This window comes from Sulfitobacter sp. IGS-18, assembly GCF_059628195.1.
The window spans coordinates 2,192,139-2,217,808 of the sequence record NZ_CM184556.1 but is presented as its reverse complement, the minus strand read 5'-3'; the positions used below and the strand labels follow the sequence as shown (position 1 = coordinate 2,217,808).

25 protein-coding genes and 1 other RNA gene are annotated in these 25,670 nt (G+C 63.5%); 7 read left to right on the top strand and 19 right to left on the bottom strand.

Annotated features, from left to right (window positions below; translation table 11 throughout):
* Positions 1–85 precede the first annotated feature (85 nt).
* The 7 genes from ACWNZ3_RS10735 to ACWNZ3_RS10705 all read right to left on the bottom strand — a co-directional run bounded on the left by ACWNZ3_RS10735 (position 86) and on the right by ACWNZ3_RS10705 (position 7,618).
* Entirely contained in the window at positions 86–568 is a 483-nt protein-coding gene (locus ACWNZ3_RS10735; RefSeq protein WP_114277302.1) for an SspB family protein, read from the bottom strand.
* A 72-nt stretch (positions 569–640) separates the two neighbouring features.
* On the bottom strand, positions 641–1,888 hold the full coding sequence (gene chrA, locus ACWNZ3_RS10730; protein ID WP_496899934.1) for a chromate efflux transporter: 1,248 nt from the start codon (positions 1,886–1,888) through the stop codon (positions 641–643).
* Complete coding sequence (locus ACWNZ3_RS10725; RefSeq protein WP_496899933.1) at positions 1,885–2,700, bottom strand: chromate resistance protein ChrB domain-containing protein; 816 nt, start codon at positions 2,698–2,700, stop codon at positions 1,885–1,887. The genes chrA and ACWNZ3_RS10725 overlap by 4 nt, the downstream gene beginning before the upstream one ends.
* A gap of 603 nt (positions 2,701–3,303) precedes the next feature.
* A complete protein-coding gene (locus ACWNZ3_RS10720) occupies positions 3,304–5,334 on the bottom strand; it encodes an ATP-binding protein (RefSeq protein WP_496899932.1) in 2,031 nt (676 codons plus the stop codon).
* A 536-nt stretch (positions 5,335–5,870) separates the two neighbouring features.
* Positions 5,871–6,219, bottom strand: a transfer-messenger RNA (tmRNA) gene (gene ssrA / locus ACWNZ3_RS10715).
* 23 nt (positions 6,220–6,242) lie between these two features.
* Positions 6,243–7,304, bottom strand: a complete 1,062-nt coding sequence (locus ACWNZ3_RS10710) for a hypothetical protein (protein WP_496899931.1) — start codon at positions 7,302–7,304, stop codon at positions 6,243–6,245.
* The gene (locus ACWNZ3_RS10705; RefSeq protein ID WP_269361823.1) at positions 7,304–7,618 is read right to left on the bottom strand and encodes a hypothetical protein; all 315 of its coding nucleotides are present in this window, start codon (positions 7,616–7,618) and stop codon (positions 7,304–7,306) included. The genes ACWNZ3_RS10710 and ACWNZ3_RS10705 overlap by 1 nt, the downstream gene beginning before the upstream one ends.
* Positions 7,619–7,872: 254 nt before the next feature.
* Between ACWNZ3_RS10705 and rplM the strand changes: the two genes are divergently transcribed.
* The 3 genes from rplM (at position 7,873) to ACWNZ3_RS10690 (ending at position 10,037) form a co-directional block, all read left to right on the top strand.
* The gene (gene rplM / locus ACWNZ3_RS10700; protein ID WP_114277296.1) at positions 7,873–8,334 is read left to right on the top strand and encodes a 50S ribosomal protein L13; all 462 of its coding nucleotides are present in this window, start codon (positions 7,873–7,875) and stop codon (positions 8,332–8,334) included.
* 2 nt (positions 8,335–8,336) lie between these two features.
* Positions 8,337–8,825, top strand: coding sequence for a 30S ribosomal protein S9 (gene rpsI, locus ACWNZ3_RS10695; protein ID WP_269361826.1), 489 nt, complete (start codon positions 8,337–8,339; stop codon positions 8,823–8,825).
* A 219-nt stretch (positions 8,826–9,044) separates the two neighbouring features.
* A complete protein-coding gene (locus ACWNZ3_RS10690; protein WP_496899930.1) occupies positions 9,045–10,037 on the top strand; it encodes an LLM class flavin-dependent oxidoreductase in 993 nt (330 codons plus the stop codon).
* Between the two features lie 9 nt (positions 10,038–10,046).
* Here ACWNZ3_RS10690 and ACWNZ3_RS10685 read toward each other — a convergent pair whose 3' ends face one another.
* Genes ACWNZ3_RS10685 through metA form a run of 4 tightly spaced genes read right to left on the bottom strand, consistent with a single transcriptional unit; the run spans position 10,047 to position 13,468 of the window.
* A complete protein-coding gene (locus ACWNZ3_RS10685) occupies positions 10,047–10,664 on the bottom strand; it encodes a TetR/AcrR family transcriptional regulator (RefSeq protein ID WP_114277294.1) in 618 nt (205 codons plus the stop codon).
* Complete coding sequence (ppk2, locus tag ACWNZ3_RS10680) at positions 10,657–11,526, bottom strand: polyphosphate kinase 2 (RefSeq protein ID WP_496899929.1); 870 nt, start codon at positions 11,524–11,526, stop codon at positions 10,657–10,659. Before ppk2 ends, ACWNZ3_RS10685 begins: the two co-directional genes overlap by 8 nt.
* Before the next feature lie 48 nt (positions 11,527–11,574).
* Positions 11,575–12,534, bottom strand: coding sequence for an alpha/beta fold hydrolase (locus ACWNZ3_RS10675; protein ID WP_496899928.1), 960 nt, complete (start codon positions 12,532–12,534; stop codon positions 11,575–11,577).
* 16 nt (positions 12,535–12,550) lie between these two features.
* Complete coding sequence (gene metA, locus ACWNZ3_RS10670; protein ID WP_269361837.1) at positions 12,551–13,468, bottom strand: homoserine O-acetyltransferase MetA; 918 nt, start codon at positions 13,466–13,468, stop codon at positions 12,551–12,553.
* Positions 13,469–13,619: 151 nt separating this feature from the next.
* On the opposite strand from metA, the gene ACWNZ3_RS10665 reads away from it, so the two are divergent.
* Positions 13,620–14,183 carry a hypothetical protein gene (locus ACWNZ3_RS10665; protein WP_496899927.1) on the top strand — a complete coding sequence of 188 codons (564 nt, stop codon included), beginning with the start codon at positions 13,620–13,622 and terminating at the stop codon, positions 14,181–14,183.
* On the opposite strand, the gene ACWNZ3_RS10660 is transcribed toward ACWNZ3_RS10665, so the two are convergent.
* The 4 genes from ACWNZ3_RS10660 to guaA all read right to left on the bottom strand — a co-directional run bounded on the left by ACWNZ3_RS10660 (position 14,184) and on the right by guaA (position 18,514).
* The gene (locus ACWNZ3_RS10660; RefSeq protein WP_496899926.1) at positions 14,184–15,035 is read right to left on the bottom strand and encodes an ATPase; all 852 of its coding nucleotides are present in this window, start codon (positions 15,033–15,035) and stop codon (positions 14,184–14,186) included.
* Between the two features lie 12 nt (positions 15,036–15,047).
* On the bottom strand, positions 15,048–15,980 hold the full coding sequence (locus ACWNZ3_RS10655) for a DMT family transporter (RefSeq protein ID WP_496899925.1): 933 nt from the start codon (positions 15,978–15,980) through the stop codon (positions 15,048–15,050).
* A 41-nt stretch (positions 15,981–16,021) separates the two neighbouring features.
* Positions 16,022–16,858, bottom strand: a complete 837-nt coding sequence (locus ACWNZ3_RS10650) for a DMT family transporter (protein WP_496901902.1) — start codon at positions 16,856–16,858, stop codon at positions 16,022–16,024.
* A gap of 81 nt (positions 16,859–16,939) precedes the next feature.
* The gene (gene guaA / locus ACWNZ3_RS10645; RefSeq protein ID WP_496899924.1) at positions 16,940–18,514 is read right to left on the bottom strand and encodes a glutamine-hydrolyzing GMP synthase; all 1,575 of its coding nucleotides are present in this window, start codon (positions 18,512–18,514) and stop codon (positions 16,940–16,942) included.
* A gap of 198 nt (positions 18,515–18,712) precedes the next feature.
* Here guaA and ACWNZ3_RS10640 point away from each other — a divergent pair, with 198 nt between their 5' ends.
* Positions 18,713–20,257, top strand: coding sequence for a trimethylamine methyltransferase family protein (locus tag ACWNZ3_RS10640; protein ID WP_269361847.1), 1,545 nt, complete (start codon positions 18,713–18,715; stop codon positions 20,255–20,257).
* Between the two features lie 78 nt (positions 20,258–20,335).
* On the opposite strand, the gene ACWNZ3_RS10635 is transcribed toward ACWNZ3_RS10640, so the two are convergent.
* A complete protein-coding gene (locus ACWNZ3_RS10635) occupies positions 20,336–20,641 on the bottom strand; it encodes a DUF6477 family protein (protein ID WP_496899923.1) in 306 nt (101 codons plus the stop codon).
* Between the two features lie 349 nt (positions 20,642–20,990).
* Here ACWNZ3_RS10635 and ACWNZ3_RS10630 point away from each other — a divergent pair, with 349 nt between their 5' ends.
* Positions 20,991–22,025: a DUF6456 domain-containing protein gene (locus ACWNZ3_RS10630; protein ID WP_496899922.1), complete on the top strand. Its 1,035-nt coding sequence runs from the start codon at positions 20,991–20,993 to the stop codon at positions 22,023–22,025.
* Positions 22,026–22,115: 90 nt separating this feature from the next.
* Positions 22,116–23,069: a lipoyl synthase gene (gene lipA, locus ACWNZ3_RS10625; protein WP_269361870.1), complete on the top strand. Its 954-nt coding sequence runs from the start codon at positions 22,116–22,118 to the stop codon at positions 23,067–23,069.
* A gap of 23 nt (positions 23,070–23,092) precedes the next feature.
* Here lipA and ACWNZ3_RS10620 read toward each other — a convergent pair whose 3' ends face one another.
* From ACWNZ3_RS10620 to ACWNZ3_RS10610, 3 genes are all read right to left on the bottom strand, one after another.
* Positions 23,093–24,145 carry an FAD-dependent oxidoreductase gene (locus ACWNZ3_RS10620; RefSeq protein WP_496899921.1) on the bottom strand — a complete coding sequence of 351 codons (1,053 nt, stop codon included), beginning with the start codon at positions 24,143–24,145 and terminating at the stop codon, positions 23,093–23,095.
* A 153-nt stretch (positions 24,146–24,298) separates the two neighbouring features.
* The gene (locus tag ACWNZ3_RS10615) at positions 24,299–25,171 is read right to left on the bottom strand and encodes a cytochrome c (RefSeq protein ID WP_269362081.1); all 873 of its coding nucleotides are present in this window, start codon (positions 25,169–25,171) and stop codon (positions 24,299–24,301) included.
* A 16-nt stretch (positions 25,172–25,187) separates the two neighbouring features.
* Complete coding sequence (locus tag ACWNZ3_RS10610) at positions 25,188–25,661, bottom strand: c-type cytochrome (protein WP_269361872.1); 474 nt, start codon at positions 25,659–25,661, stop codon at positions 25,188–25,190.
* Between the last annotated feature and the right edge of the window lie 9 nt (positions 25,662–25,670).

Below are 25,670 nucleotides of genomic sequence, written 5' to 3'. Positions count from 1 at the left end.
GGTTGCGCATGGGTGTAGCGGCCCGCCGCGCCCTGCGCAATCGGCAGGTGGCGCTAACAGGCTGCCGGAAGGGATCTATCGGTCTCTATTTGCGAAACGAATCGAGCGAGACGATTTCGGCGTCCTTGTGGTCTTCCTCCGGCACCTCCAGCTCGTCTTCGGTCTGCTGGGGCAGATCGCCGCGCTCGACGGTCTTGTCCGCGGCGCTGCCACTGTCCTGCTGTTCGAAGCGCAGGCCGAATTCGACCGAGGGGTCGACGAAGGTGCGGATCGCATCATAGGGAATGTAAAGCGGCTCCGGCGCGTCCCCGAAATTCAGCGTCACGGCAAAGCCTTCTTCGCCGACGTCCAGCTTGTCGTACCAATGCTGCATCACCACGGTCATTTCGCCGGGATAGCGGTCAGACAGCCAGTCGGCCAGTTCCGCATCCGGGTGCGAGGTGTCGAAGGTGATGAAAAAGTGATGATTCCCCGGCAGACCGCGTTCCGCGACATCCAGCAGGACCTTGCGGATCAAGCCCCGCATGGCCTCGTGCATCAGGTTGCCATAGTCGATCTTTCGGCTCATCGTTCACTCCGGTTGTGCCCTTGGGCCGCCTCAGCATAGCCCATTCCCCGGCAAGGAAAAGGGGGTACAGCGTCAAACCAGAGCCATCAGCAAGGCGGCGGTTGTCAGTGCCGCCATTGTCAGCACAAAACCCCGCCGGAAGCCCAGCATCAGGACCATGCCGGCGATGACAAGGAGGCAGGCCAGGATGTTGAAACTGCCCGGATCCGGGGCCGGAATGGCGAGGAAAAACGCGCCTTCGACCCGGTCAAAGATCACATGCAGCGCAAACCAGACGGAGAGATTGGCGATCACGCCGACAACGGCGGCGGTGATCGCGCGCAAAGCTCCGGCAAGCCGGGGCTGCGCAGAAATCCGCTCCAGGTAGGGACCGGCAAGGAAGATCCACAAGAAGCAGGGGGTGAAGGTGACCCAGAGCGCCAGCAAACCCGCCGCCAATGCGCCGCTGACGCCTGACTGTGCGAATCCCGCCAGCAGGGCCACGAATTCCGTCACCAGGATCAGCGGCCCCGGCGTGGTTTCCGCCAGCCCCAGCGCGTCGATCATCTGGTCGGTGCTGATCCAGCCGTAATCCTGAACCACGGTCTGGGTCATATAGGCCAGCACCGCATAGGCGCCGCCAAAGGTGACAACCGCCAGCTTGGAAAAGAACAGACCAAGCTGCAGCAGGAAATCCTGATCCAGTGCCCAGAGCGCCAGCAGCGGCGCGGCCCAGAGCGCGGACCAGACCAGCAGGGTGCGCCCGGTCCGGGCGGGGCGGGCGGGCAGATCGTCCGGCTCCGCCCCGGTGGTCTGGCCGCGCATCATCCCCCAGAGCCCGGCACAGAGAATGATCAGCGGAAAAGGCAGGCCGAGCACAAAGAGCGCCAGGAAGGACAGCACCGCCAGCACCCAGCCCTCTGCGCCGTGCAGGGCCTTGCCCGCCACCTTGCGCAGCGCCTGGAAGACCACGACGATCACCGCCGCCTTGATCCCCAGGAATCCGGCCTGCACCAGCGGCAACTGCCCGTACCAGGCATAGCCCAGTGCCAGCACCGCAATGACCAGCGCGCCCGGCACGACAAACAGGAGCCCCGCCAGCAGCCCTCCCGCCACGCCGCGCAGCCGCCAGCCCGCATAGGTGGCCAGCTGCATCGCCTCCGGCCCCGGCAACAGCATGCACAGCGACAGCGCCCGCAGAAACGCCTCCTCGCCCAGCCAGGGGCGGTGTTCGACCAGCTCGCGGTGCATCACCGCGATCTGCGCCGCCGGTCCGCCAAAGGACAGCAACCCGATGCGGCCAAAGACACGGGTCATTTCCGGCCAGCCGGGCGCGCTCATGACGCGCGGTCCGCAGGCCAGTCATGGCCTTCGTCCTGTCCGTCTCGGGCCCAGCGGTAGAGCGCGTCATAAAGCGCCATGCCCGCCTCAAGCATCATCTGGTCATCGCGGTACTGGCGCGACAGCCCGACCGAGAGCGCCAGCAGCCCTGCCGTCTGGGGGGATTGGTCGTGGGTATCGGTATCGGCCGCGCGCACGACCTGTGCCAGCCGGTCAAGCGCGTCGGAGGATAGGGCAAATTCGGACAGCATCTTGTCGAAGGTGCACAGGGGACCCTCATGCGAGAAACGGACGTCCAGCACATCGAAAGGCACCGCATCATAGCGCGCGGCCACGCCCATCACCTCGGCGGGCGAGACAAAAAGGAAGCGCGCGTCGGGGTCCACGAAACGGCGGATCAGCCAGGGGCAGGCGATCCGGTCGATCTTGGGCCGGTGGCGCGTCACCCAGAGGGTGGCCCCGTCCACCGGTGCGGGCAGGGCGGTTGCGGGGATGCGCAGGGTGTCGGGATGGTCCCGCCAGCCATACATCCCGCCCGACAGATATTCCGCCGCCAGCCCGTCGGCGCGCAGGCGGGCGACCATCCCCTGGCTGAGCTTGATGCCGCGCTGGCAGGTGATCACGCAGGCCCGCCCGTTCAGACGCGCCTTGAGGCCCGCAATATCGGTATGGGGGTGGCGGAAGGAGCCGGGGATCAGAAACGGATCCTCGGCAAAGTCCGGGTCAATGGAAATATCGACGATGACCGGACAGTCCGGCGTGCCGATCAGGCGCAGCAGTTGCGGTACGGTTATTTCATTCGGGGCAGCCATGGCATGCGTCCTCTCAAGTGGGATACATGCGAACTTTGGCTGGCGCCTCACGGGGCGTTCGCGGAGAACCCCATGCCCCCAGACAGCACCGCAGCGCGCTTCTGTCAAGGCCGGATGGTGAGGTGCGGGGGCGTCAGGCAAGTGTTGAGCGTCAGCTGACTTTGGCAGCTACGTCATCAATTGACCCAAAAATGGAAAACCGGACCTGTCCGCAGATCGTAACGAACGGCAGAAAGGAGGCCTTTCAGCTTTCCCAAGCGCGGGATCAAGGCCGCAGGCCGCCGCGCATCGCCGGGCCGTCCCCTGGCACGGCGATTTGGCTGCTATAATGCTACATCGTTATGTAGGATGTGCTTGGCCGCCATAAAGTGCCAGTCACTGAGGTCGGATCGCCGCACCACGGCCCGTCAATGCGCGGCTTGGTGTTTTGTTGCGCACGGCAGCAACGTCCGCACTCCGGTCCTTGACCCAAACCGCGTCGAAGCACCGGTCTGGGCCGGATGCGCTTGACGATTGGGTCACGAATGCATGATGCGGCCCATTGCAGGGAGTCAGATAATCCGCAGCGCCGAGTCAAAGATGCAGCACGACCTGCGACAGGTCCTAGGCAACCATATTCTGCCGTTCTTCGGGCGTTTCGGTGGATTTCTCGGATTCCTCGGGTTCCCGGGGCAGGCGCAGGACAAAGGTGCTGCCCTGACCGGGGACGCTGCTGGCGGTCAGCGTGCCACCATGCATTTCGGCGATATCGCGTGAAATGGCGAGGCCAAGGCCGGTGCCGCCGAACTGACGGGTCGAAGAGGCATCAACCTGGTGGAACGCCTCGAAGACCCGGCTGACCTGATCTTCGGGAATGCCGATGCCGGTATCCGCGACGCTGAATTCCACCAGGTTGCCATCCATGACCACATGCAGTTTGATGCTGCCTGTCTGGGTGAATTTTGTCGCGTTGCCGACAAGGTTGATCAACACCTGGCGGACCCGGTTGGCATCGGCATAGATTTCGCCGGGTTCGACGGAGACGTCGAATTCCAGGCCCTTGTCCTCGATCATCGGGCGCATCTGATCTTCGACCGGTCCAACGATCTCGTTGATGTCGTTCTGGGTCGGCTGAATGGCCTGGCTGCCGGATTCGAGCTTGGCAAAATCCAGGATCTCGCTGATCAGCGACAGCAGGTGTTCGCCCGAGCGTTCCAGCCGGGTCATCATGTTGACGATCTGCCCGGTGAGCGATTTCAGATGCGGCTCGATCTCCTCGGCGATTTCGGGATGGGCCTTGAGCGCTTCATGCAGGGCCACCGCAGGGGGCAGGCGGTCCACATGGCGGGCGAGGCGGGCATGGCCCAGGATCACGGTCAGCGGCGTGCGCAATTCATGGCTCAACACGCCCATGAAATCGGTCTTGGCCTTGTTGGCGGCCTCTGCCGCCTGCTGGGCACGTTTCAGGTCGGTCACGTCGATGCGCAGGCCCACCACGCTGCCATCCTCCATCAGGCGGTCGGAAGTCTGCATGATGCGCCCGTCGGGCAAGACCTGTTCGGGATCCGAAGATCCGTCCAGCGGGCGGTTGCGCCAGCCCTCCAGCCATTCCTCCTCGCGGCCGACGGCGCCGCGGATGACCCCTTTGGCCAGGCTGGACTTGACGATATCTTCGTATTTCACACCGATCTTCACGACAGAGGAGGGGCCGTGCATTTCGGCGTATTTCTGGTTCATCGCGATCAGCCTGCCTTCGGGATCGAACATCACGAAGCCATGGTGCAGCGCCTCGATGCCGTTCTGCAGCCGGCTTTCCGCGTTCCGCCGGTTATCGGCCAGCCGCAGGACATACATCAGGCCGAAGGCAACCAGCGAGGTAAAGGCAAGACGCAAGGCCCAATGCCAATAGAATTGCGGGCGGCGCTGTGGCCAGCCCTCTGCCGGGGTGGCCGCCAATTCCCAGATGCCCAGCGGAATGTTGAGGGTCATCACCACCGGATCCTGGCTGAGCGCGTCAATGTCGCCCAGCAGCACCTGGGCCGTCGGGGCATCGTCAATCCGCCTTTCGCGCAGCACGATGTCATAGCGTTCCGAGAGGTTCGATCTGCTGATGTTGTCGACGAATGAATCGTAATCCAGCACCACGGAAAGCAGCCCCCAGGGCTCCGTCTGGCCGTTGCGCTTGGTAAAGACCGGCTGTCTGAGGATCAGGCCGCGCCCGCCCTGCACCAGATCGACGGGCCCGTCGATCTGGCCGCGTCCGGTGCGCATCGCTTCGGCCACTTTCGGATATTGCGCCGGGTTCGCGCGATAATCCAGCCCCAGCACGGCTTCGTTGCCGGTCTTGGGAAAGACCATGCTGACAACCAGGTCGGGCGCTGCGGCAATGTTGATCACATCATTGCTTTGCAACAGGAAATCGACCGCCTTGATGTTGTATTCGGTCTGGTTCATGTCGGGGTTTTCCGACAGGGCGGAGGCCAGCTGGGTGATCCGCAGGACGCGGTCCACCATTTCGGATTCGAATTGTTCGCGGATGGTGGACAGCTCAATCGTGGCATTCAGCCGGAGGCTTTGCAGATAGGTCTGGTAAGACAGGTTCTCGATCTTCTTGCCAAAGGCAACAATGATGCCGCAGACGGCCGCAATCAGCATGATACGCGGCACCCACAGATACAGGGAACGCTGGGGTGTGGGGCGATTTCCCGTGTAGCGGGTCATATCTCGGCCTAACTTTCTGTCCTGTATCGTTCTGTCTTTTTATCCGAACCACCTACACAAACATTTGCCCAGAATTGGGAAAAACCGTGACCAAGCCACTGATATTTCAATCTAACGGGGAAATTATGGCATAGTGTGACCCGATCACATCATCTGAAAATGACCGCATCAGGGCAAGACAGGAATCTGGATAGGGTCAAAATGTCCCGCCCGTCGGGTGGCAAAATAACCTTTGATGCCAGTGCGGCGACATGCCGATACCGCGCCGGGATCGCCGTTTTCGCAAGAAAGTTCTGCCTTTCAGGGACGGGACGGCCTGGCATCCGGGCGGGGCGATTGGGGGGGCGCCGCGCGTTTCCGGGGCGGCGGATTCGGCCCGGATCACCGGGTCAGTGGCAGTGCATCTGACAAAAAGGGCAGACCGCCCTGCTGCTGATCCGCATCGCATTGCGGCCATCGAGGAAGGGGAAAGTGCAGGCTTCTGTTGCCAGGTGCCTGCGAACCCCGCCTTAAGTCGCTAAACCCAAGGACTTAGATTTCAGTCTCTCCGGTCGCTTACGCGGCCATTGCTACTGGAGCACTATTGTCATTTGCAATTGTACTTTTTACGCCGATAACGGTGGCAGTCAGCCGAGACAAAGCAAAACCCCTTTAGACGTTCGTCGATCCTGTTTCGACCCCATGATCCCCAAATGAAGGATATTGGTGGAGTCGCCGGGTACCGCCCCCGGGTCCGATCCGCTTATTACGAGCGCGTTTATGTCCATAGTTCCGAAGAACACTCCAGATATAGGGCAGCGGGCCGGGGTTTTCAATCTCCCAGGTGATGAAATCGACCGGCGTCAGAGCAGCCCGCCGACACCCCAGGCCAGCCCCAGCGCAATTGCCATGGCCGACAGGCCCGCGGCATAGGCGGCCAGTTTCCATTTCGAAAAGGGGCGTTCGCCAAAGGTGCGCCCGTCGATGCCCGAGACGACCACCTTCATGGGTTTGCCGTCATAGCTGTAATGCGCGATCCAGACCGGCAGCAGGATGCGGCGGTAATGGATGCCGGTGGTATCGGTCTGATAGCGGATGTCGTGAACGCCGGATTTGTTGATGTGATGCCTGATCCGGTTTCGGATCAGCAGTTTCTTGTCGGGGGCATTGGCGGCAAGCCCCTGTGCGACGCTCTGGTGATGGCGCTCGGCTGCAAATCCCGCCAGATAGCCCGCATGAAAAGGCCGGAGCGATCCGGGATCGAAATCATGCAGAATGCCGTCGCGGATCAGCGGCGTGACATGGGGCGAGGCGGGCATCAGCAGGTCGTCAAAGGCGATCTGCAGCGCCCCGGAGGTCTTGTGGGTGCGGCGTTTGTCACCGGTGCCGGTGGTGTATTTGGCCCAGTACCGAAGGGCCTCGTGACTGTCGAAGGTCCAGAAGGGCGCATAAAGCCCTGCCAGCCGTGCGTCTTCCAGCAGCGCGGGCAGGCTGCCTGGCGCGGCCAGTCTTTTGACGACCCAGGCCCGCATCTGGCGGCGGGCAAAACCGTGATCGGCCCGAAACGGGATCAGCGCCTTGGTCCGATAGCCGGCATCCCCGGTGCCCAGCACAACCGGGCCATTGCAATAGGGGCAATGTTCGGACAGGGCCGCGCCCACAAAGAGGACGGCACCGCCGCAGTTGCGGCACTGATAGATGCGCTCGCGGGTCAGTTCGGGCGGATCGTTCTCCGGCGCCTCGGGGTCATAGGCGAATTCCCGCGCCGCATCGGCGTCTTCGGGGGGCTCGACGTCCTGGGCGGTGCCGCAGCTGGTGCATTCCAGCTTGCCCTTCAGCGGGGAAAAGATGCAATGCCCGCCACAGGCGGCGCAGGACAGCGCGGCCTGATCCGCTTCAACCCGCTCGGTGCTGTCACCCGGCATCAGTCGTTGTCCCCCAGGGCGGCGGCGATTTCCAGCAGGATGCGCAGCCGCAGCCAGGACCGGTCTATCGCCCCCGCCAGATCGCCCGTCACATGCCAGTCGCCGATGATGGTGGCGAAAAACCATGTCGCCATCAGCCAGAAGGCAATCACCGCCCAGCCCGCAAGCGACCGGATGCGCCCGGCGGAACCGGGGCGCAATTCGTGGCGCGCCTCGTAGACCTGGATCAGCTTGACCACGGGGCGGATGCCGATGGCGGTGGACAGCACCAGCAGGACAAGGGTGGCAAGAAGGGGGCCGGGGGGCGAAAACATCGAAGTGCCTGTTGTGACGCGACAGGAGCAGCTTTAGCACGGGAGAGGGGCAGACGGGAACCTTGTGCCGCAAACCGGGTGCGGAACTCGGTGCGGGATGGGGTAAAATAATACCTTAATTTCAAGTATCTGTTTTTGAATGATAAATCGGACAAAGTGTCGCTTGACCGGGCGCGGGGGATGTTTATAACCCGCCCATCAGTTACCAGGCAGGGTGCTTTGCCCCTGCTTTCACCACCAAACGGGAATTTCCGATGAAAACTTTCTCTGCAACACCGGCAGACATCGACAAGAAGTGGATCATCATTGACGCCGAAGGCGTCGTGCTGGGCCGTCTTGCGTCGATCGTTGCCATGCGGCTGCGCGGCAAGCACAAGCCGTCCTTCACCCCTCACATGGATTGCGGTGACAATGTCATCGTCATCAATGCCGAGAAGATCCAGATGACCGGCAAGAAGCGTGAAGAGCACTTCTACTGGCACACCGGCCACCCCGGCGGGATCAAGAGCCGCACCAAGGCGCAGATCCTCGAAGGCGCGCACCCCGAGCGGGTCGTGACCCAGGCCGTCAAGCGCATGCTGCCCGGCAACCGCCTGAGCCGCCAGATCATGACCAACCTGCGCGTCTATGCAGGTGGCGAGCACCCGCACGAGGCGCAAAACCCCGACGTTCTGGACGTGAAGTCCATGAACAAGAAAAACACCCGGAGCGCATGAGCATGGCTGACGAAATCAACACACTCGAAGATCTGGCCGAAGTTGCAGGCATCGCCGCAGCACCGGAAGTTGAGCTGACCCCGCGTGAGCCCGTGCGTGACGAACTGGGCCGTGCCTATGCCACCGGCAAGCGGAAAGATGCGGTTGCCCGCGTCTGGATCAAGCCCGGTTCCGGCAAGGTCACCGTCAACGGCAAGCCGCAGAACGAATATTTTGCGCGCCCCGTGCTGCAGATGATCCTGGCGCAGCCTTTCGGCATCACCAATACCGAAGGCCAGTTCGACGTGGTCGCCACCGTCAAGGGTGGCGGTCTGTCCGGTCAGGCCGGTGCGGTCAAGCACGGTGTCTCCAAGGCGCTGCAGCTTTATGACCCCTCCCTGCGCGGCGCGCTGAAAGCGGCAGGTTTCCTGACCCGTGACAGCCGCGTTGTCGAGCGGAAGAAATACGGCAAGGCCAAGGCGCGTAAGAGCTTCCAGTTCTCCAAGCGTTAAGCTGCTGTTCAAATTTTCGGGAAAGGCCGCGCCATCTGGTGCGGCCTTTTCGTTTTCTGAGGTTTTTCTAGTGATTTCGACGCGCTGGCGCGCGCCGACCGCCGGGGGAGGCGCTGCCTCCCCCGGACCCCCACCGGGAAAATTTCTTGCCAAAAAGAATGCGGCAGGGTTTTACCCGGGTCGCGGCTGTCTATCTTGGGAAGCAACAAGGAGATTGCCGTGAAATATTCCCTTCTCGATCTGGCACCTGTCCCCGAAGGCAGCGATGCGGCGCAGGCGATGCGCAATACCACCGAACTGGCGCAGCGGGCCGAGGCGCTGGGATATCACCGCTACTGGATGGCGGAGCATCACAACATGCCCGGCATCGCCTCTGCCGCGACATCGGTGCTGATCGGCCATGTGGCCGGCGTGACCCGCAGCATGCGGGTGGGCGCCGGGGGCATCATGCTGCCCAACCATGCGCCGCTGGCGATTGCGGAACAATTCGGCACGCTGGCCACGCTTTATGGTGACAGGATCGACCTGGGCCTGGGGCGCGCGCCGGGGGGCGATCAGGCGGTCTATCAGGCGCTGCGCCGGGCGGGCAGCGACGATTTCGTGGGCGATGTGGCCGAATTGCAGGGGTATCTTGGCGCGCCTGTGCCCCATGCGACGGTGCGCGCCCTGCCGGGCGAGGGCACCCATGTGCCGCTGTGGATCCTGGGATCTTCGCTCTACGGCGCGCAGGTGGCGGCGCATTTCGGACTGCCTTACGCCTTTGCCTCGCATTTTGCCCCCGATGCGCTGGAGCAGGCTGTGGCGGTCTACCGGCAACAGTTCCAGCCCTCGGCGCAGCTGGACAAGCCGCAGTTCATGCTGGCGGTGAATGTCTTTGCCGCCGAGACCGATGCGGAAGGGGCCTATCTGCGGACCTCGATGCAGCAGGCCTTTGCCCGGATGCGCACCGGCCAGCGCGGCAAGCTGCCGCGCCCGGTGGCGGATATCGACGCCGAGATCGGCGAGGCGGTGCGGCGCGGCGTGGACCAGGCGCTGCGGGTGACGGCCGTCGGCAGCCGCGAGACGGTGCGCGCGCAGCTGGCCGGGTTGATCGCGCGCCATCAGCCGGACGAGCTGATCCTGACCGGGCAGATCCACGACCATGCGGCGCGGCTGAGGTCCTTTGAGATTGCGGCGGAGGTGATGCAGGCGTTGATCCTTGAATCCGCCTGAACAGGAACATCACTCATCCGGGCGCACCAGCCCCAGACCCCGCAGGTAGATGCCGATGCCGGTTTCCAGCAGGTCGTCCGCCGGAAAGGGCGAGGCGCGGCCGGGGGAGTTGCGGGCGAAAAGTTCCACCACCCCATGGCTCATCGCCCAGATATGGGCCGAGAACATGGAGGCGGGCGGGCGTCTGTCCTCGGGGATATGCTGGCTGAGGTCGGTGGCGGCGCGTTCCAGCACTGCATTGGCGCGCCCCGCCACGGCGGCCAGTTCCGGGGTGCGGTTCACCGAAATGCCGCTTTCGAACATCGCGATGTAATGGCCGGGGTATTTGCGGGCAAAGGCCAGATAGGCGCGGCCCGTCGCCTCGAATGCCCTGAGCGCGGAGGGCTGGCCGGATTGATAGGCAAAATCCATCAGATCGGCAAAAATCTCATAGCCCTGCCGGGCGGCTTCGGCGATCAGGTCCTCGCGGCCATCGAAGTGGCGATAGACCGCCGCCGGGGTCACCCCCGCCTGTTTGGCCGCCTCCGACAGGGTAAAGCCGGTGGGGCCGCGCGCCTCGATCAGCTCTAGTGCGGCGTCAATCAGCGCCTGCCGGAGATTGCCGTGGTGATAGCCGCGCTTAGGCATCCCAGAGGTCCGGACCGCCGCAGATCAGCGGGTCGATCGCACCGATGGCGCGTGCGTCTTTCTGAGGATATTCAAAGGCATGGCAGAGCACCCGCATGGCGTTCAGCCGCGCGCGGCGCTTGTCGTCAGAGCGGATGATGGTCCAGGGCGCATGGTCGGTATGGCTGCGCGTCAGCGTGTCCTTGATCGCCTCGGAATAGGCATCCCATTTGGCCAGCCCCTGAACGTCGATGCTGCTGAGCTTCCATTGCTTCAGGGGATCGCTTTCGCGCGCCAGCATGCGGCGCAGCTGTTCGGCGCGGCCCACGTTCAGCCAGAACTTGAACAGATGGATGCCGTCATCCACCAGCATCTTTTCGAAATCCGGCACCTGGTTGAAGAAATGCCTGTTCTGATCCGGGGTGCAGAACCGGAAGACAGGTTCGACCACGCCCCGGTTGTACCAGGAACGGTCATAGAAAACCATTTCTCCCGCAGTGGGCAGATGGCGCAGATAGCGCTGGAAATACCATTCGCCCTGTTCCGTCTCTGTCGGTTTCGACAGGGCGACGACGCGGGCGGCACGTGGATTAAGATTGGTGCGCATCCGGTTGATTGTGCCACCTTTTCCGGCGGCATCGCGGCCTTCGAAGACCATCACGATCCGGGTGCCACTGTCGCGGACCCAGGATTGCAGCTTGACCAGTTCGATCTGCAGCTTTTCGAAGGCGTGCTCATAGACCTTGCGCGCCAGCCGCTCCGAATGGGGGTAGGAGGCGGAGATCACGTCTCCCTTGTCGGCCCGGCGGATCGCGTTGCGGATCTGGTCGGGCGCTTCATTCTCGTAAAAGGCGCTGATCGCGCCGTCAAAGGGCAGGTCCATGGGGCCTCCTGAAAGGGTCTTTGGTTTCAATATGGGATGTTAAGGGGATTAACGCAAACCCGCATGGGCTGCGGCCCGGTCAATGGCGGCAACAAGTTCGCCGGGCGCGGTATGCTGCAGCATGTGGCCCTGACCCGGCAGGATCTTCAAGGTGCCACGGGGCACGTCGCCCATCAGCACCTCGGCGTGGATATGGGCGGGCACGATGGTATCGGCATCGCCGTGCACCGCCTCGACCGGCATGGTCAGCCTGGCGTATTGCTTTTGCATTTCAACCACATGCGGGCGCAGGGCATTGACCTGCTGGGCATTGGCGCGCAGCGATGTGCGGCGCAGGGTCAGCCCGGTGCCCAGATGATCGCCATAGCCCGCCGGGGCCTCTTGCGGGGCAAAGATGGCGTTGATGCTGGCCTCCACATAGGATTTCGGGACAAAGGCGGTGACCATCGGCACAAAGAGCGCACCGCCCGGCAGCGAACCGTTGACTGTATAGGTCCAGCCCAGCCCGCCGGGCCAGGGCTCCGACACGGCACCGGCCAGCACCAGCGCGGCGGTGTCATCGGAGCGCGACAGGCCCCAGGCGATGGCCACGATCCCGCCAAAGGAATGGCCCAGCACGATGGGGTTGCGCACCTCCAGCGCATCGGCCGCTTTCTGCAGCAAGGCGGCCTGGGCCTGCGGCGTCTCTTCGCTGGTGTTCCAGGCACCGCCCGATCCGGGCAGGCGGCCGGTCCAGCCCATGCCGGGGCGGTCAAAGAGGATCACGCGGTAGCGGTCGGCCAGCTGCTCCGCAAAGCCCATGGTAAAGTCGCGCAGATTGCCGCTGGCCCCGTGGATCAGCACCAGATCGGGGCCTTCGCCCATCACCAGCGCATGCACCGGCACGCCGTCGATGTTCAGGATCTGCCCGACGGGCGGCGTGGCGGCCTCTGCCGCGGCTTCACGGGCGGCTGCGCGCCATTGGACAATACCGATCAGCACCGCCAGCAGGACAAGGGCAAGAAACACGCCGGTTCGCATCAGCTCAGGTGCCGATCAGCGAAATATCATAGGGGCAGCTTTGATAGATCTCGTTGATCCAGTTGCCGTAAAGCAGATGCGCATGGCTGCGCCAGCGGTTCATCGGCGCGCGGGTGGGATCGTCATCGGGGTAGTAATTGCAGGGCACGTTGATCGGCGTGCCGGAGGCCACGTCGCGGTCGTATTCCTGTTTCAGCGTATCGCTGTCGTATTCGAAGTGGTTGAAGACATAGAGCGCGCGGTGCCCCGGATCTTCGATCAGGCAGGGGCCGACCTCGTCGCTGGCCAGCAGGGTGGTCAGCTGGGGATGGGCATCAACCTCGTCCTGGCGCATCTCTGTCCAGCGCGAGACAGGCACCACGCAATCGTCCGAAAACCCGCGCAGATAGGGCGAGGCGGGGGCGAGGTTCCGGTGCCGGAAACAGCCAAAGGCCTTTTCCTCAAGGATGTGTTTCCTGACCCCGTGGAAATGGTTGATCATCGCCATCCCGCCCCAGCAGACGCCGAAGGTGGAATGAATGTTGGTCTGGGTCCAGTCCATCACGCGTTTCAGCTCGTCCCAATAGGTGACGTCGGTGAAATCCATGTGTTCGATGGGGGCGCCGGTGATGATCAGCCCGTCGAATTTTTCGTCCCAGACCTCGCTCACCGGGCGATAGAAGCTTTCCATATGCGCAGCGGCGGTGTTGCGCGTGCGGTGGTCCGACATGCGCAGCAGGCTGAATTCGATCTGCAGGGGCGTGGCCCCGATCAGCCGGGCAAACTGGTTCTCTGTCTGGATCTTCTTGGGCATCAGGTTCAGCAGCGCGATCTTCAGCGGGCGAATGTCCTGATGGTCGGCCAATTCGTCGTCCAGCAGCATCACGCCCTCGCGGCTCAGCACGTCATAGGCGGGCAGGGTGGCGGGAATTTTGATGGGCATGGGCGTGGCGATCCGTGTAGTGAAGGGCTTAGATAGACCGGGCAGGCTGCGCTGCCAAGGGGGCGGGGTGGCTGCACCCGCTGATGTGACATTGCATTTTCCGCGCGCGCGCGCATCATGACATTCTGTTGCGCCAAGTGCCGAGGTTTCCATGCGTCTGACACTCTTGCTGATCTGCCTGTTCACGCCGCTTGCCGTTGCCGCGCAGGAGGAGGATCCCATGGATGTTCAACGCTGCGTCTGGCGCTGTCTTGCCGATTCCTCCGGTCCGGCAAGTGCTGAATACAATCAATGTGTTGTGTCGCTTTGTTCAGGTGAGCCTGCGGCGCCGCGCCCCTCAATTGCAGCGCCCGCATGGCGCGCCGGGCTGGCCAGCGACGGGGTACACCGTTTTGCCGGTGCGGATGCCGAGCAGGGCTATGGCTTCTATTATTTCTGCACACCGCAGGCCAGTTTCTTTGCGCTGACAGCTCTGCCGATGGCGGCGGGCCAATACCGTTTTGTGATCGGTGATGTCGCCTATCTGGTGCCGCTGGACCGCAGCCGGGGCGACCTGAGCGTGAACATCCCGCCGGGCGATGCCTTTATGCAGGGGGTGCAGGAGGGATCATGGCTGCGGGTCGAGGCGCTGAATGGCGCATCGCTGGTCCAGTTTTCGCTGTCCGGTGCCGGTGAAAGCATCAACAGCGCGGTGCAGGGGTGTTTTGGGCGCTGACTAGTCCAGACAACCGGCGATCAGCTCCACGAAATCCGCTTCGCTTTTCAGCGCGCCGATCTGGTCGGGGGTGATGGTGACGCCCCATTTCGCCATGGCGGCATAGCGTGGCTGGCGGTGCGACAGGGCCTGCGCATAGGTCCAGCGGACAAAGGCATCGGGATCAACCTCATCCTCTGACACCTTGTTTTCGCTCAGATAATCCTTCCAGACCCGTTCAAGGAAAGCGGGCTGATAGGCCATCGGTTTCGGCGCGCGGTCAAAGCGGCGGATCAGCTCCTGGGTATGGGCCTCATCCCCCTTGATCCAGACCAGCAGGCATTCCTCCGACAGGGTTTTCAGCAGCGGGTCCTCCGGGTCTTCCGGGTCCACCCATTCGCAGATCGACCCGCCGGTGTCGCAGATGAAATGGTCATAGCCATAAAGCGCCTTGGCGCGCCGGGCGAAATGCGGCGTGTCGTTCAGCGCAGCGATCTCGGCCAGGCGGAAGGCTTCCTGCCGGGTGGCATATTCCGCCATTGGCAGGCCGCCCTTGTCCGGCGATCCGGGCTTGCCCAGCCAGGTGGCAACCGGGCTGAGGTTCTCGAAGGTGATGTTGGAGGCGATATAGATGCTGTCAGTCATCAGCAGATCGCGCAGGAAGGGCACTTTCATCGCTTCGGACTTGGCGTTGTCGACAATCGCCTCGCCCAGGTAGCGGGTGCCGATGCGGTAGTCGATGGAATAGTGGAACCAGCCGCCAGAGGCCCGTAGCAGCCCGCTCAGATGGGTTTTCCCCAGTCCCGACATGCCGAAGACAAGCACTTTGCGGCGCGGCGCGGCGCGCCAGTCCTGGGCAGTGGGGTATAGCATGGGGCAGGTCCGTCAGGTTGATGTCGCCCCCTGTCTAGCGGAGCGGCGGCGCGGACGCCAGATGCGGCCGTTCAGGATCAGCAGCCCCGCCGCCAGCAGTGCAAAACCCGCATAGGCCGCCGGGCGCAGCGTTTCACCCAGCACCAGCGCCCCCAGCAGAATCGCAAAGGGCGGGATCAGCAGCGTGACCAGCATCAGGTTGCCGCTGCCCGCCATGCCCAGGACACGGTAATAGAGCAGATAGGCCAGCGCTGTGCCCAGCAGGGCGTAATAGCCGATGGCGGCCCAGGTGCGGGGGGCAAGCGAGAGGTCTATTGGCCCTTCGAGGATCCAGGCCGCGGGCAGCATGATCAGGGTCGCGCCGGTGACCATCCCCGCCGCGGCCACCTGCGGCGGCTGGCCCGACAATGTCTTGCGCGCCCAGACGGAGGCAAGCGCATAAGACACCGTGCCGCCGATCACCGCCAGCTGCGCCAGCGACCGCAGGTCGAACTGGGCCAGGTTCTCCAGCCCGATGGCGGTGGCCACGCCGGCAAAACCCAGCAGGACGCCGATAGCCTTGCGCAGGGTGATCCGCTCATCCGCAAAGAAGATTGCCGCCGCGATCACGCCAAAGATCGCGGTGGCGGCATTGAGAATCGAGGTCAGGCCGCTTTCGATGTGCAACTGGCCCCAGGCCATCAGCCCGAAGGGAATCACATTGTTCAGCAACCCCATGACCAGAAAGGCGCCCCAGATGCGCGGATCGCGGGGCACCCTCAGGCCCATGACCAGCACCGCCGCCCAGAGCGCCACCGCCGCCCAGCCAACCCGGTGGGCCACGGCCCAGAGCGGTCCGATTTCATCAAGCGCCATCCGGATGGAGACAAAGGACGCGCCCCAGATCGCTGCCAGCAGCAGCATCTCGGTCCAGGCGCGGGGGGTGATGGATTTTTGCGGGCTCATGGGGGTGACCTAATTGGCCGGGCTGCGCATCGCGACCCGGATCATGCGGTTTTCTGCCGGGTCTCGACCCAGATGTTCAGGTAATTCCCGGCAAAGATGATGATGGCACCGACAAATACCCAGAGGTCCACGGTTTCGCCATAGACCAGCATGGCTAGGATGGCGATCACCGGCAGGCGGGCAAAGTCGATGGGCGACACCACCGCCGCCGGGGCCAGCCGGAGGGCATTGGCGATGCAGAAATGCGCCAGCAGCCCGCAGACCCCGACCAGCGCCAGCAACGGGGCGCTGGACAATGTGGGCAGGGCGATATCGCCGTCAATGCCTGCGGTGATCAGCCCGAAGATCAGTTGCAGCAATGTCAGGTAGAACATGATCGCGGTGATGCTTTGCCGGGCGGTCAGTTTCTTGGTGGTGATGAAGGTCAGCGCGAAAAAGACGGCACAGCCGGCGGCGGCCAGCACCCCCGCGTTCATCCCGGCAACTGTGGGGCGCGCCACGATCAGGATGCCGATGAACCCCATCAGCGCCGAGATGGAGCGGACCCTGGTCAGCCGCTCGCCCAGCAGAAAGGGGGAGAGCACGATCACCCAGAGCGGTGTGGTGAATTCAAAGGCAAAGACCTGCGCCAGCGGGATCACCGTCACCGCAAAGAACCAGAGGTTCTGGCCGGTGAAATGCACCAGATTGCGCAGGGTTTGCAGCCCCAGGGCATTGGTGTTGATCTCGCGCCAGGTGCCAAGGGCACAGGCCAGGCCGGCCACGACGACAAAACCGAAGGCCGAGCGGTAGAGCATGATCTCGAAAGTGTCGTAATCGGCCCCCAGCTTGCGCCCGGCCATGGCCATCGCCGTGAAGGAGGTGATGGCACCGATCATCCAGAACGCGGCCTTGAGCGTCTGGTTGATCGGGGGGATGACGGTGTTATCGGTCACGGGCGGGCGGGGGTCATTGACTGATCACTCCCACTCGATCGTGCCCGGAGGTTTCGAGGTGATGTCATAGGTGACCCGGTTGATTCCCGGCACCTCGTTGATGATGCGGGTGGCGGTTTCGCCCAGGAATTCGTGGCTGAACGGATAGTAATCCGCCGTCATCCCGTCGACGGAAGTCACCGCGCGCAGGGCGCAGGCGAAATCATAGGTGCGCCCGTCGCCCATCACGCCCACGGTGCGCACCGGCAGGATCGCGACGAAGGCCTGCCAGATCTCGTCGTAAAGCCCGTGCTTGCGGATCTGGTCGATATAGACGGCATCCGCCTCGCGCAAGATGTCGAGTTTCTGGCGGGTGATCTCGCCGGGGCAGCGGATCGCGAGACCCGGCCCGGGGAAGGGGTGACGGCCGATGAAATGCGCGGGCAGGCCCAGTTCGGTTCCCAGCGCGCGGACCTCGTCCTTGAACAATTCGCGCAGCGGTTCGACCAGTTTCAAGCCCATCTTCTCGGGCAGGCCGCCGACATTGTGATGGCTCTTGATAGTGACAGAAGGGCCGCCGGAAAAGGACACGGATTCAATCACATCGGGGTATAGCGTGCCCTGCGCGAGGAACTCTGCCCCCTCGATCTGGTTGGCGTATTTCTGGAAGACGTCGATAAACAGCCTGCCGATGATCTTGCGCTTGGTTTCGGGGTCGCTGACACCGTCCAGCTCGCCCAGGAACAGGTCCACCTCATCGGCGTGGATGACATGCAGGTTCATGTGGTCGCGGAACATGCCCACGACCTCTTCGGCCTCGTTCTTGCGCAGCAACCCGTGGTCGACAAAGACGCAGGTGAGCTGGTCGCCCACCGCCTCGTGGATCAGCGCCGCCGCGACCGAGGAATCGACCCCGCCGGAGAGGGCGCAGATCACCTTCTTGTCGCCGACCTGTTCGCGGATCGCTGCCACCGCTTCCTCGCGGTAGGCGCGCATGGTCCAGTCGCCCTTGAAGCCCGCAAGCCGCACGAAATTCTCGTAAAGCCTTGCGCCGTTGGGGGTGTGATGCACCTCCGGATGGAATTGCACGGCGTAGAAATGACGCGACGGGTCGCCGGTGATGGCAAAGGGTGCGTTGGGCGAGGTGCCATAGACCTCGAACCCCGGTGCGATCTTGCTCACGTGGTCGCCATGGCTCATCCAGACCTGCTCGCGGTCGGTGGCGAACCAGCCTTCCAGCAGGTCGAGCGCCTGGCCGGTGGGTTTGACAAAGGCGCGGCCGAATTCGGCGGTGCCGTGGCCGCGTTCGACCTGACCGCCGAGGCAATGCATCATCACCTGCTGGCCATAGCAGATCCCAAGGATCGGCACGCCCAGATCAAAGACCGATTGCGGCGGCATCGGCGCGCCTTCGGCAAAGACGGAGGAGGGGCCGCCCGAGAGGATCACCGCCTTGGGGGCGAATTCCTTCAGAAAGGCGTCGTCCACCGTGTTGAACGGGTGAATTTCGCAGAAAACGCTGAGCTCGCGCAGGCGGCGTGCGATCAACTGGGTGACCTGGCTGCCGAAATCGATGATCAGCAGGCGGTCGTGGGCGGCGGGGGAGATGAGTTCTGTCATGGCCATTGATTAGGCAGGGTTTGACGGCGTGGCAAGTGTCGGACTGGGGCGCGGCCCCGGCGCTTTGGATTATTTTGGTCAAAAACAGCATGGGGGCGTCGGGAGGATGTCGTTTTTCTCCCCCCGGCGGCGGAAATCGCGCGAATTGGGGCGGGGGGATACGTTAGGAGAAGGAAATTTCTGAGTAAGGGTCATATCATGGCGGAATCAGCACGGCGCGGACGGACACGGGGTGGCGGCGGTGCAGCGCGCCGGGCGGAGCGCACGGCGGTCTCTTTCGAAACCGCGCGCTTTATCGAACGCAACATTCCAAACTTCGAAGTGTTGAACGAGGAAGCGCTGCAGATCATCGAACGCAACGCGGATATCATCCTCGAAGAAGTGGGTGTCAATTTCCCCGAAAATCCCGAAGCCCTGCAGATGTGGCGCGATGCGGGGGCGGATGTGCGCGGCGAACGGGTGCATATCCCCAAAGGTCTGGCCCGCAAGCTCTGTGCCACGGCACCGTCCAGCTTTACCCAGCATGCCCGCAACCCGGAGCGCAATGTCGAGGTCGGGGGCCGCAATCTGGTGCTGGCACCGGTCTATGGCCCGCCCTTCGTGCGCGATGCGGCCGGCGGACGGCGTTATGCCACCATGGCGGATTTCAACAAGTTCGTGAAACTGGCCTATATGTCCAAGTGGCTGCACCATTCGGGCGGCACGGTCTGCGAGCCGACGGATATTCCCGTCAACAAGCGGCACCTGGACATGCTGCACGCCCATATGACGCTGAGCGACAAGCCCTTCATGGGATCGGTGACCGAACCCAGCCGCGCGCAGGATTCGGTGGATATGTGCGGGCTGCTCTTTGGTGAGGATTTCGTTCAGCAGAACACGGTGATGACCTCGCTGATCAACATCAACTCGCCGATGACCTTCGACGATGTGATGATGGGCGCGCTCAAGGTCTATGCCGAGAACAACCAGGCCTGCATCATCTCGCCCTTCATCGTGGGCGGTGCGATGGCGCCGACAACCGTGGCCGGGACCCTGACGCAGGTGCTGGCGGAAACCCTGGCCGGTGTCGCCTACAGCCAGCTGTGCCGTGCCGGTGCGCCGATTGTCATGGGGGCCTTCGTGACCTCGATCGACATGAACTCGGGCGCGCCCACCTTCGGCACGCCGGAGGCTGCGCATATCACCTATGGCGCGGGGCAGCTTGCCCGGCGGCTGAACCTGCCCTACCGCTCCGCGGGGTCCTTCTGCGGGTCGAAACTGCCTGACGCGCAGGCCGCCTATGAGACGGCGAACAGCCTGAACATGGGCCTGCTGTCGGGTGTGAACTTCATGTTGCACTCCTGCGGCTGGCTGGAGGGGGGGCTTGTGGCCTCCTTCGAGAAATTCGTGATGGATGCGGATCAGCTGGGCATTCTGCACCATTTTGCCAAGGGCGTCTCCATGGACGAGAACGGTCAGGCGATGGATGCGATCCGCGAGGTTGGCCCCGGCGGGCATTACCTGGGCTGTGCGCATACGCAGGCCAACTTCAAATCGGCCTTCTGGAAATCCGATCTGCTGGATTACAAGCCCTTCGAGACATGGGAAGACGAAGGCGCGCGCGACACCACGCAGCTGGCCACGATCCGGGTGGAGAAGATGCTGGCGGATTACCAGCAGCCGGCGCTGGACCCGGCGATCCGCGAAGCGCTGGATGCCTATGTGGCGCGCAAGAAGTCCGAAGCGCCCGACAGCTTCATGTAAGGCTGCAGCCGGGCCGGTTGTTCCGGTCTGGCAGCATGGATGACCCGGCCGCGGCCCCGGTGGCGGCCCATTTACCCGTCACGTCACGCTGCGGGGGGCTGCATTGACCGCGCGCAGCACCCGCGCCTCACCCACCATGGCAATCAGCACGTCGATGTGCCGGATCAGGCTGTAGCCTGCATCCGCGCGCTTGCGTTCATCCTCCATCACGGCCTCGATCTCCATCAGGCGCAGCAGGGCTGCGCTGTGGCGGGGCAGCACGCCATAGCCCAGCAGCCGGGGCAGATGGCTGGAGCGGCGGTAGTTTTCCGCCCCGATGCGCGCGGCGCGCATCATCAGTTGCGGGCGGTGCAGGGCGCTCAGCATGGAAAAGATATCTTGCATGGCAGTGGTCCTTTTCTGGTCGGGATGGCGGAATCGCTGCCTCCGTTTTGCCACAACTCACGCGGGTGTTGCGCCCTCCCGGAGAGGGACGTGCGGCGCCTTCACCAGTGTTTAGACTTTCGAAACAATGATTGAGAAACCGAAAAAGTTTTAACGATCAGGTAACCAGTGCACCCATAGGTTGCGATTTGTCCACCTGTGGATAACTAGTCAACCTACGGAAACAACAATGTAAAATAGAGTGGTACGCGTTTTGTCAGCTAAGAGTGCTCATCAACCGTTAAGCCTGCCGGACTGGGTGCCGGAAGGCGCAATTCATTATCTGGCCCATACGGAGCAGGGACGACCGATGCGGGAACTCGCCCGAAGTGCGGGATGTCACGCTTCCACAATCATGCGCCAGATCCGCCGGATCGAGACCCGCCGGGACGATCCGCTGGTGGATGCCGCATTGCAACGCCTGGGCGCGGAACGCCGACCGACCGGTGCCGGGAAAAACGCCTTAAAGGAGGAACTGCCAATGGCCCAGCCCGCCCACAAATCCGTCCCCGACGAAGCCGCGCTGACACAGGAGGCGATGCGCATCCTGCCCAGGCTGTGCGAAACCGGCGCGGTGCTGGCCATCGCGGCAGACATGGAAAAGGCCGTGGTGGTGCGCGATACCGCATCGGGGGGCAGCACCCGGACCGCCGTGGTGGATGCCGCGGTGGCACAGGCCATGGCGTTGAAGGACTGGATCGCCCCCTCCAATTCCGGGCGCATCATCCGCTATCACATCACCACCGCGGGCCGCAGCGCGCTGGGGGGGATGATCGGGGCAGAGGGGGGAATGCCGCGTGGCACCCAGGGCTTTGCCGAAGCCCAGACCGGATTTGACGGCGCTGACGCGGGCTGGCGGGACGACAGCGGTGAGGCCGCATGCAGCCACCGCCAGAAAATGCGCTATTCACTGGCCGAAAGCCCGCTGATCGCCTTGTCGCGGCGCAAGGACAAGAGCGGAAAGCCCTTTCTGAGCGATGCGCTGGTCCATGCAGGCGAACGCCTGCGCGAGGATTTCGAACTGGCGCAGATGGGCACGCGGGTGACCCAGAACTGGCAGGGTTTCCTGACCGCGGGCACGCAAGGCGGCACTTGCGGGACGCGCGCGATATCGGACAGTGCCGGGGCGGCGCAGGCACGGGTGACGGCGGCGTTGCGCTATCTCGGGCCGGGCCTGTCGGATGTGGCGCTGCGGTGCTGTTGTTATCTCGAAGGGCTGGAGACCACGGAAAAACGTCTGGGCTGGTCGGCGCGGTCCGGCAAGATCGTGTTGCGCATCGCGCTGATGCGCCTGAAGCGGCATTATGACGAAACCATCGGCCCGGGTGGCCCGATGATCGGATAGCATCGCACGGGTGCAAGGCAGCATTGCGCGGCATGGGCTTTTGTTGGCGCAAAGTTGTGTTACATAGATCGCAAGCAATGTGAGGTCCCCATGCGCGATCTGAAAATCCCCGAACAGCGCCACCCTGAAAAGGCGCGCAAGCCCGACAATGCCCAGCCCAAGAAACCGGACTGGATCAGGGTCAAGGCCCCCGGCGGCAAGGGATATGCCGAAACCGCGAAGATCATGCGCGACAACAAGCTGACCACGGTCTGCGAAGAGGCGGGCTGCCCCAATGTCGGCGAATGCTGGAGCCAGGGCCACGCCACCATGATGATCATGGGCGAGGTCTGCACCCGCGCCTGCACCTTCTGCAACATCGCCACCGGCAAGCCGCCCGAGGCGCTGGATGTGTTCGAGCCGGGCCGGGTGGCCGATGCGGTGGCCAAGCTGGGGCTGAACCATGTGGTCATCACCTCTGTCGACCGCGACGATGTGGCGGACGGCGGGGCGGAGCATTTTGCCCAGACCATCCGCGCCATCCGCAAGCGCAGCCCCGGGACCACCATCGAGATTCTGACACCGGATTTCATCCGCGCCGATCCCAAGGTGCTGGAAGTGGTGGTTGAGGCGCGTCCCGATGTGTTCAACCACAACCTCGAAACCGTGCCGGGCCTTTATCCGGAGGTCCGCCCAGGCGCGCGTTACTTCCACTCCCTGCGCCTGTTGCAGCGGGTGAAGGAGCTGGACCCCTCGATGTTCACCAAATCGGGCATCATGGTGGGGCTGGGCGAGGATCGGCAATCTGTCATTCAGGTGATGGAGGACATGCGCGCCGCGGACATCGATTTCCTGACCATCGGCCAGTATCTGCAGCCGACGCCGAAACACCACCGCGTCGACCGTTTTGTGCATCCGGACGAATTTGCAGCCTATGAAAAGGCGGCCTATGGCAAGGGGTTCCTGATGGTTTCCGCCACGCCGCTGACCCGGTCGTCCTATCACGCGGGCGATGATTTCACCCGCCTGCGCGAAGCGCGCAACCGCAAGCTGGGGCTGGCCTGATTTCAACGAAAACCGGAAGCGTTTCAGCCGCTGACGAAATAATGTACCGCCGCCCGCTGGAACGGCGGGATGGCGGCGACCAGTTTCATCACCCAGGGCATGACCATCCGGCGCAGCGGGCTTTTTGACTGCACCGCCTTGCGCACGGTCTCGCTGAAGGCCAGCACATGTGCCCCTTCCGCATGGCGCGCGGCGTGGTAGCCGGCAAGGCCCCCGTCAACCAGCCGCCCGGCAAGGTCGGCCGCATCCGCGATGCCGAGGTTCATGCCGCGCCCGCCTGCCGGGGAATGGCAATGTGCGGCATCCCCGGCGAGACAGACCCGGCCCACCGCATAATCCGTCACCTGCCGCACCGAGATGGTGAAAGCGCCGCTGCGGCGGATGTTGGTCACGTTCATCGGCACCGGCAAGGCGGCAAGCGCATCGGGCCGGCTTGCGATCACCCGGAAGCGCGCAGCCTCCAGCGGGGCGACGATGCAGATGTCGCCATGGGGCAGCAGGAAGCCCTGAAAGCACTGCGGATCACGCCAGTCCGGGCTTTCCACATCGGCGATGGACCATTGGCCCGGCAGGTCGAAGCCGGGAAATTCCAGCCCCAGCGCCTTGCGCACGGCGCTGTGGGCGCCGTCGGCACCGATCACATGGTCGAAGGGTGATTCTGTTCCGCCCATCTGCACGCGTGCGCATGTTTCATCCTGGGTCAGCCCCTCGAACGGCGTGTCATATTCGATCTTGCCGCCATACCGGGCAAAGGCGCGGGCCAGGAAATGCTCCGTCCGGTCCTGGGGAAGTCCATAGAGCCGGGATTTGTCATCGAAGTTCAGGGCAAGTTTCGCGATTCTGCGGGGGCCTGAGTGAAAGGCGACGCCGTCAAAACAGACCGCTTCCTTGCGGATCTCCTCCGCCGCGCCGGAGGGGGTCAGAATATCCATCGTGCGCTGCTGGATGCCGACGGCCCGGCTCAGGTTCGAGGGGCCAGATCTTTTGTCGATGATGCGCGGCATGACGCCCCGGCGCGCCAGTTCCACGGCTGCTGTCAGGCCGGTGGGACCGGCCCCCACGATCAGAATCTTCATGACCGCCTCCTGCTGATGCTGTTCAGAAAGTGGGCACAATCCGATGTGAAAAACAAGGAGGCCAGACACGGCTCAGGCGGCACTACAACTTGTCCCCCTTTCTTTTTGGCCATAAATATCCATCCCGCACTCTCACCATGCGGGACGGCCGCGTCAGGGCAGCGCCTTGAGATAGGCCGCTATCGCCGCCCGGTCGCCTTCGGGCAGTTGCGACATGTTGTCCACCACCGATGCCATGGTGCCGCCGACGCTGTCGAAATCCGGGGTCAGACCGCTTTCCAGGTAATAGGCGATGTCATCGGCCGACCAGTCCAGACCGGCGGGCGTGATATTGGGGATACGCCCCTTGCCGGAGGGGTTGGGCGCGCCACTCAGCCAGGCATCGCGCTGCAACCCGCCGAAAGGCCCGCGCGGCGTGTGGCATTCGGCGCAATGGCCCAGAGCCTCGACCAGGTAGCGCCCCTGTGTCACCTGCTCCGACATCTCGCCGGTCATCACGAAACTCTCGTCCAGATAGAGCAATTTCCACAGGCCCAGGCCGCGCCGGATGTTGAAGGGGAAACCCACGTCATGCGGTTTGCTGGGCGTGTCCGACACCGGCAGGGTCTGCATATAGGCAAACAGATCCGCCACATCGGTGTCTTCCATGTGGATATAGGTCGTATAGGGGAAGGCGGGGTAATAGTGCCGCCCGTCGGGCGAGACCCCCCGGGTGACCGCGCGGGCGAAACCGGGCAGATCCCATCCGCCGATGCCTTCCGGCCCGGGCGAGATGTTGGGGGCGTGGAAGGTGCCGAAATCGCTGGCGAACCCTTCGCCGCCCGCGAGGGTCAGCTTGTCGTCACTTCCGGGTGCGGCATGACAGGAGGCACAGCCGCCCGCGTGAAAGATGCGCGCGCCGTTTTCCGCATCCGCCACATGCCCGCCGGCAAAATCGGCATCAAGCGGGGCCGGGCGCGTCAGCACCCAGAACACCCCAAGGCCAATCACCGCCAGCAGGCAGATCGCAATCAGAAAACGGCGCAACATTCAGGTCCGGTGATCAGTTTTCGGGGCCGCGATAGGTTTCGTGGCAGGCCTTGCAGGCACCGCCAAGATCGCCCATCCCGGCGCCCACCGCTGCCGCATCCGATGCGCCGACCAGCGCGCTGGCGGCTGTTTCCAGCTTTTCAAAGGCGGCACCGAAACCTTCCGGATCGCTCCAGATTTCGGGTTTGGCGCGGGAATCGGCGGCGGCACCCTGTTCGGTGCCCTCGATCCACAGCGTTGCCCGGTCCATCGCGGCCAGAGAGGCGATGTTCATGGCTGCGGCGTCGACCATGGCGGAATCATAGTCCATTTCGCCCTTGGCGATCCCGCCCAGGATGCCGGTGTGATAGGCGATCATCTGCATCATCGCATGGCGCGCCTCCACGCTCTTGTTTTCGCCGCCCCCGTGGCTGGCGGCAAAGCCCGCCGTTGCGATCACACCGCAGACAATCGCGGTGACGGTCCGGGTGGTGAAGCTCTTCTGCATGGGTTGATC

Excerpts from the sequence above, each read along its gene's own strand:
- ACWNZ3_RS10735 (WP_114277302.1), bottom strand. The coding sequence starts at position 568 with ATGAGCCGAAAGATCGACTATGGCAACCTGATGCACGAGGCCATGCGG.
- chrA (WP_496899934.1), bottom strand. The coding sequence starts at position 1,888 with ATGAGCGCGCCCGGCTGGCCGGAAATGACCCGTGTCTTTGGCCGCATC.
- ACWNZ3_RS10725 (WP_496899933.1), bottom strand. The coding sequence starts at position 2,700 with ATGGCTGCCCCGAATGAAATAACCGTACCGCAACTGCTGCGCCTGATC.
- ACWNZ3_RS10720 (WP_496899932.1), bottom strand. The coding sequence starts at position 5,334 with ATGCTGATTGCGGCCGTCTGCGGCATCATTGTTGCCTTTGGCAAGAAG.
- ACWNZ3_RS10710 (WP_496899931.1), bottom strand. The coding sequence starts at position 7,304 with ATGCCGGGTGACAGCACCGAGCGGGTTGAAGCGGATCAGGCCGCGCTG.
- ACWNZ3_RS10705 (WP_269361823.1), bottom strand. The coding sequence starts at position 7,618 with ATGTTTTCGCCCCCCGGCCCCCTTCTTGCCACCCTTGTCCTGCTGGTG.
- rplM (WP_114277296.1), top strand. The coding sequence starts at position 7,873 with ATGAAAACTTTCTCTGCAACACCGGCAGACATCGACAAGAAGTGGATC.
- rpsI (WP_269361826.1), top strand. The coding sequence starts at position 8,337 with ATGGCTGACGAAATCAACACACTCGAAGATCTGGCCGAAGTTGCAGGC.
- ACWNZ3_RS10685 (WP_114277294.1), bottom strand. The coding sequence starts at position 10,664 with ATGCCTAAGCGCGGCTATCACCACGGCAATCTCCGGCAGGCGCTGATT.
- ppk2 (WP_496899929.1), bottom strand. The coding sequence starts at position 11,526 with ATGGACCTGCCCTTTGACGGCGCGATCAGCGCCTTTTACGAGAATGAA.
- metA (WP_269361837.1), bottom strand. The coding sequence starts at position 13,468 with ATGCCCATCAAAATTCCCGCCACCCTGCCCGCCTATGACGTGCTGAGC.
- ACWNZ3_RS10665 (WP_496899927.1), top strand. The coding sequence starts at position 13,620 with ATGCGTCTGACACTCTTGCTGATCTGCCTGTTCACGCCGCTTGCCGTT.
- ACWNZ3_RS10660 (WP_496899926.1), bottom strand. The coding sequence starts at position 15,035 with ATGCTATACCCCACTGCCCAGGACTGGCGCGCCGCGCCGCGCCGCAAA.
- ACWNZ3_RS10655 (WP_496899925.1), bottom strand. The coding sequence starts at position 15,980 with ATGAGCCCGCAAAAATCCATCACCCCCCGCGCCTGGACCGAGATGCTG.
- ACWNZ3_RS10650 (WP_496901902.1), bottom strand. The coding sequence starts at position 16,858 with ATGATCGGTGCCATCACCTCCTTCACGGCGATGGCCATGGCCGGGCGC.
- guaA (WP_496899924.1), bottom strand. The coding sequence starts at position 18,514 with ATGACAGAACTCATCTCCCCCGCCGCCCACGACCGCCTGCTGATCATC.
- ACWNZ3_RS10640 (WP_269361847.1), top strand. The coding sequence starts at position 18,713 with ATGGCGGAATCAGCACGGCGCGGACGGACACGGGGTGGCGGCGGTGCA.
- ACWNZ3_RS10635 (WP_496899923.1), bottom strand. The coding sequence starts at position 20,641 with ATGCAAGATATCTTTTCCATGCTGAGCGCCCTGCACCGCCCGCAACTG.
- ACWNZ3_RS10630 (WP_496899922.1), top strand. The coding sequence starts at position 20,991 with ATGCGGGAACTCGCCCGAAGTGCGGGATGTCACGCTTCCACAATCATG.
- lipA (WP_269361870.1), top strand. The coding sequence starts at position 22,116 with ATGCGCGATCTGAAAATCCCCGAACAGCGCCACCCTGAAAAGGCGCGC.
- ACWNZ3_RS10620 (WP_496899921.1), bottom strand. The coding sequence starts at position 24,145 with ATGAAGATTCTGATCGTGGGGGCCGGTCCCACCGGCCTGACAGCAGCC.
- ACWNZ3_RS10610 (WP_269361872.1), bottom strand. The coding sequence starts at position 25,661 with ATGCAGAAGAGCTTCACCACCCGGACCGTCACCGCGATTGTCTGCGGT.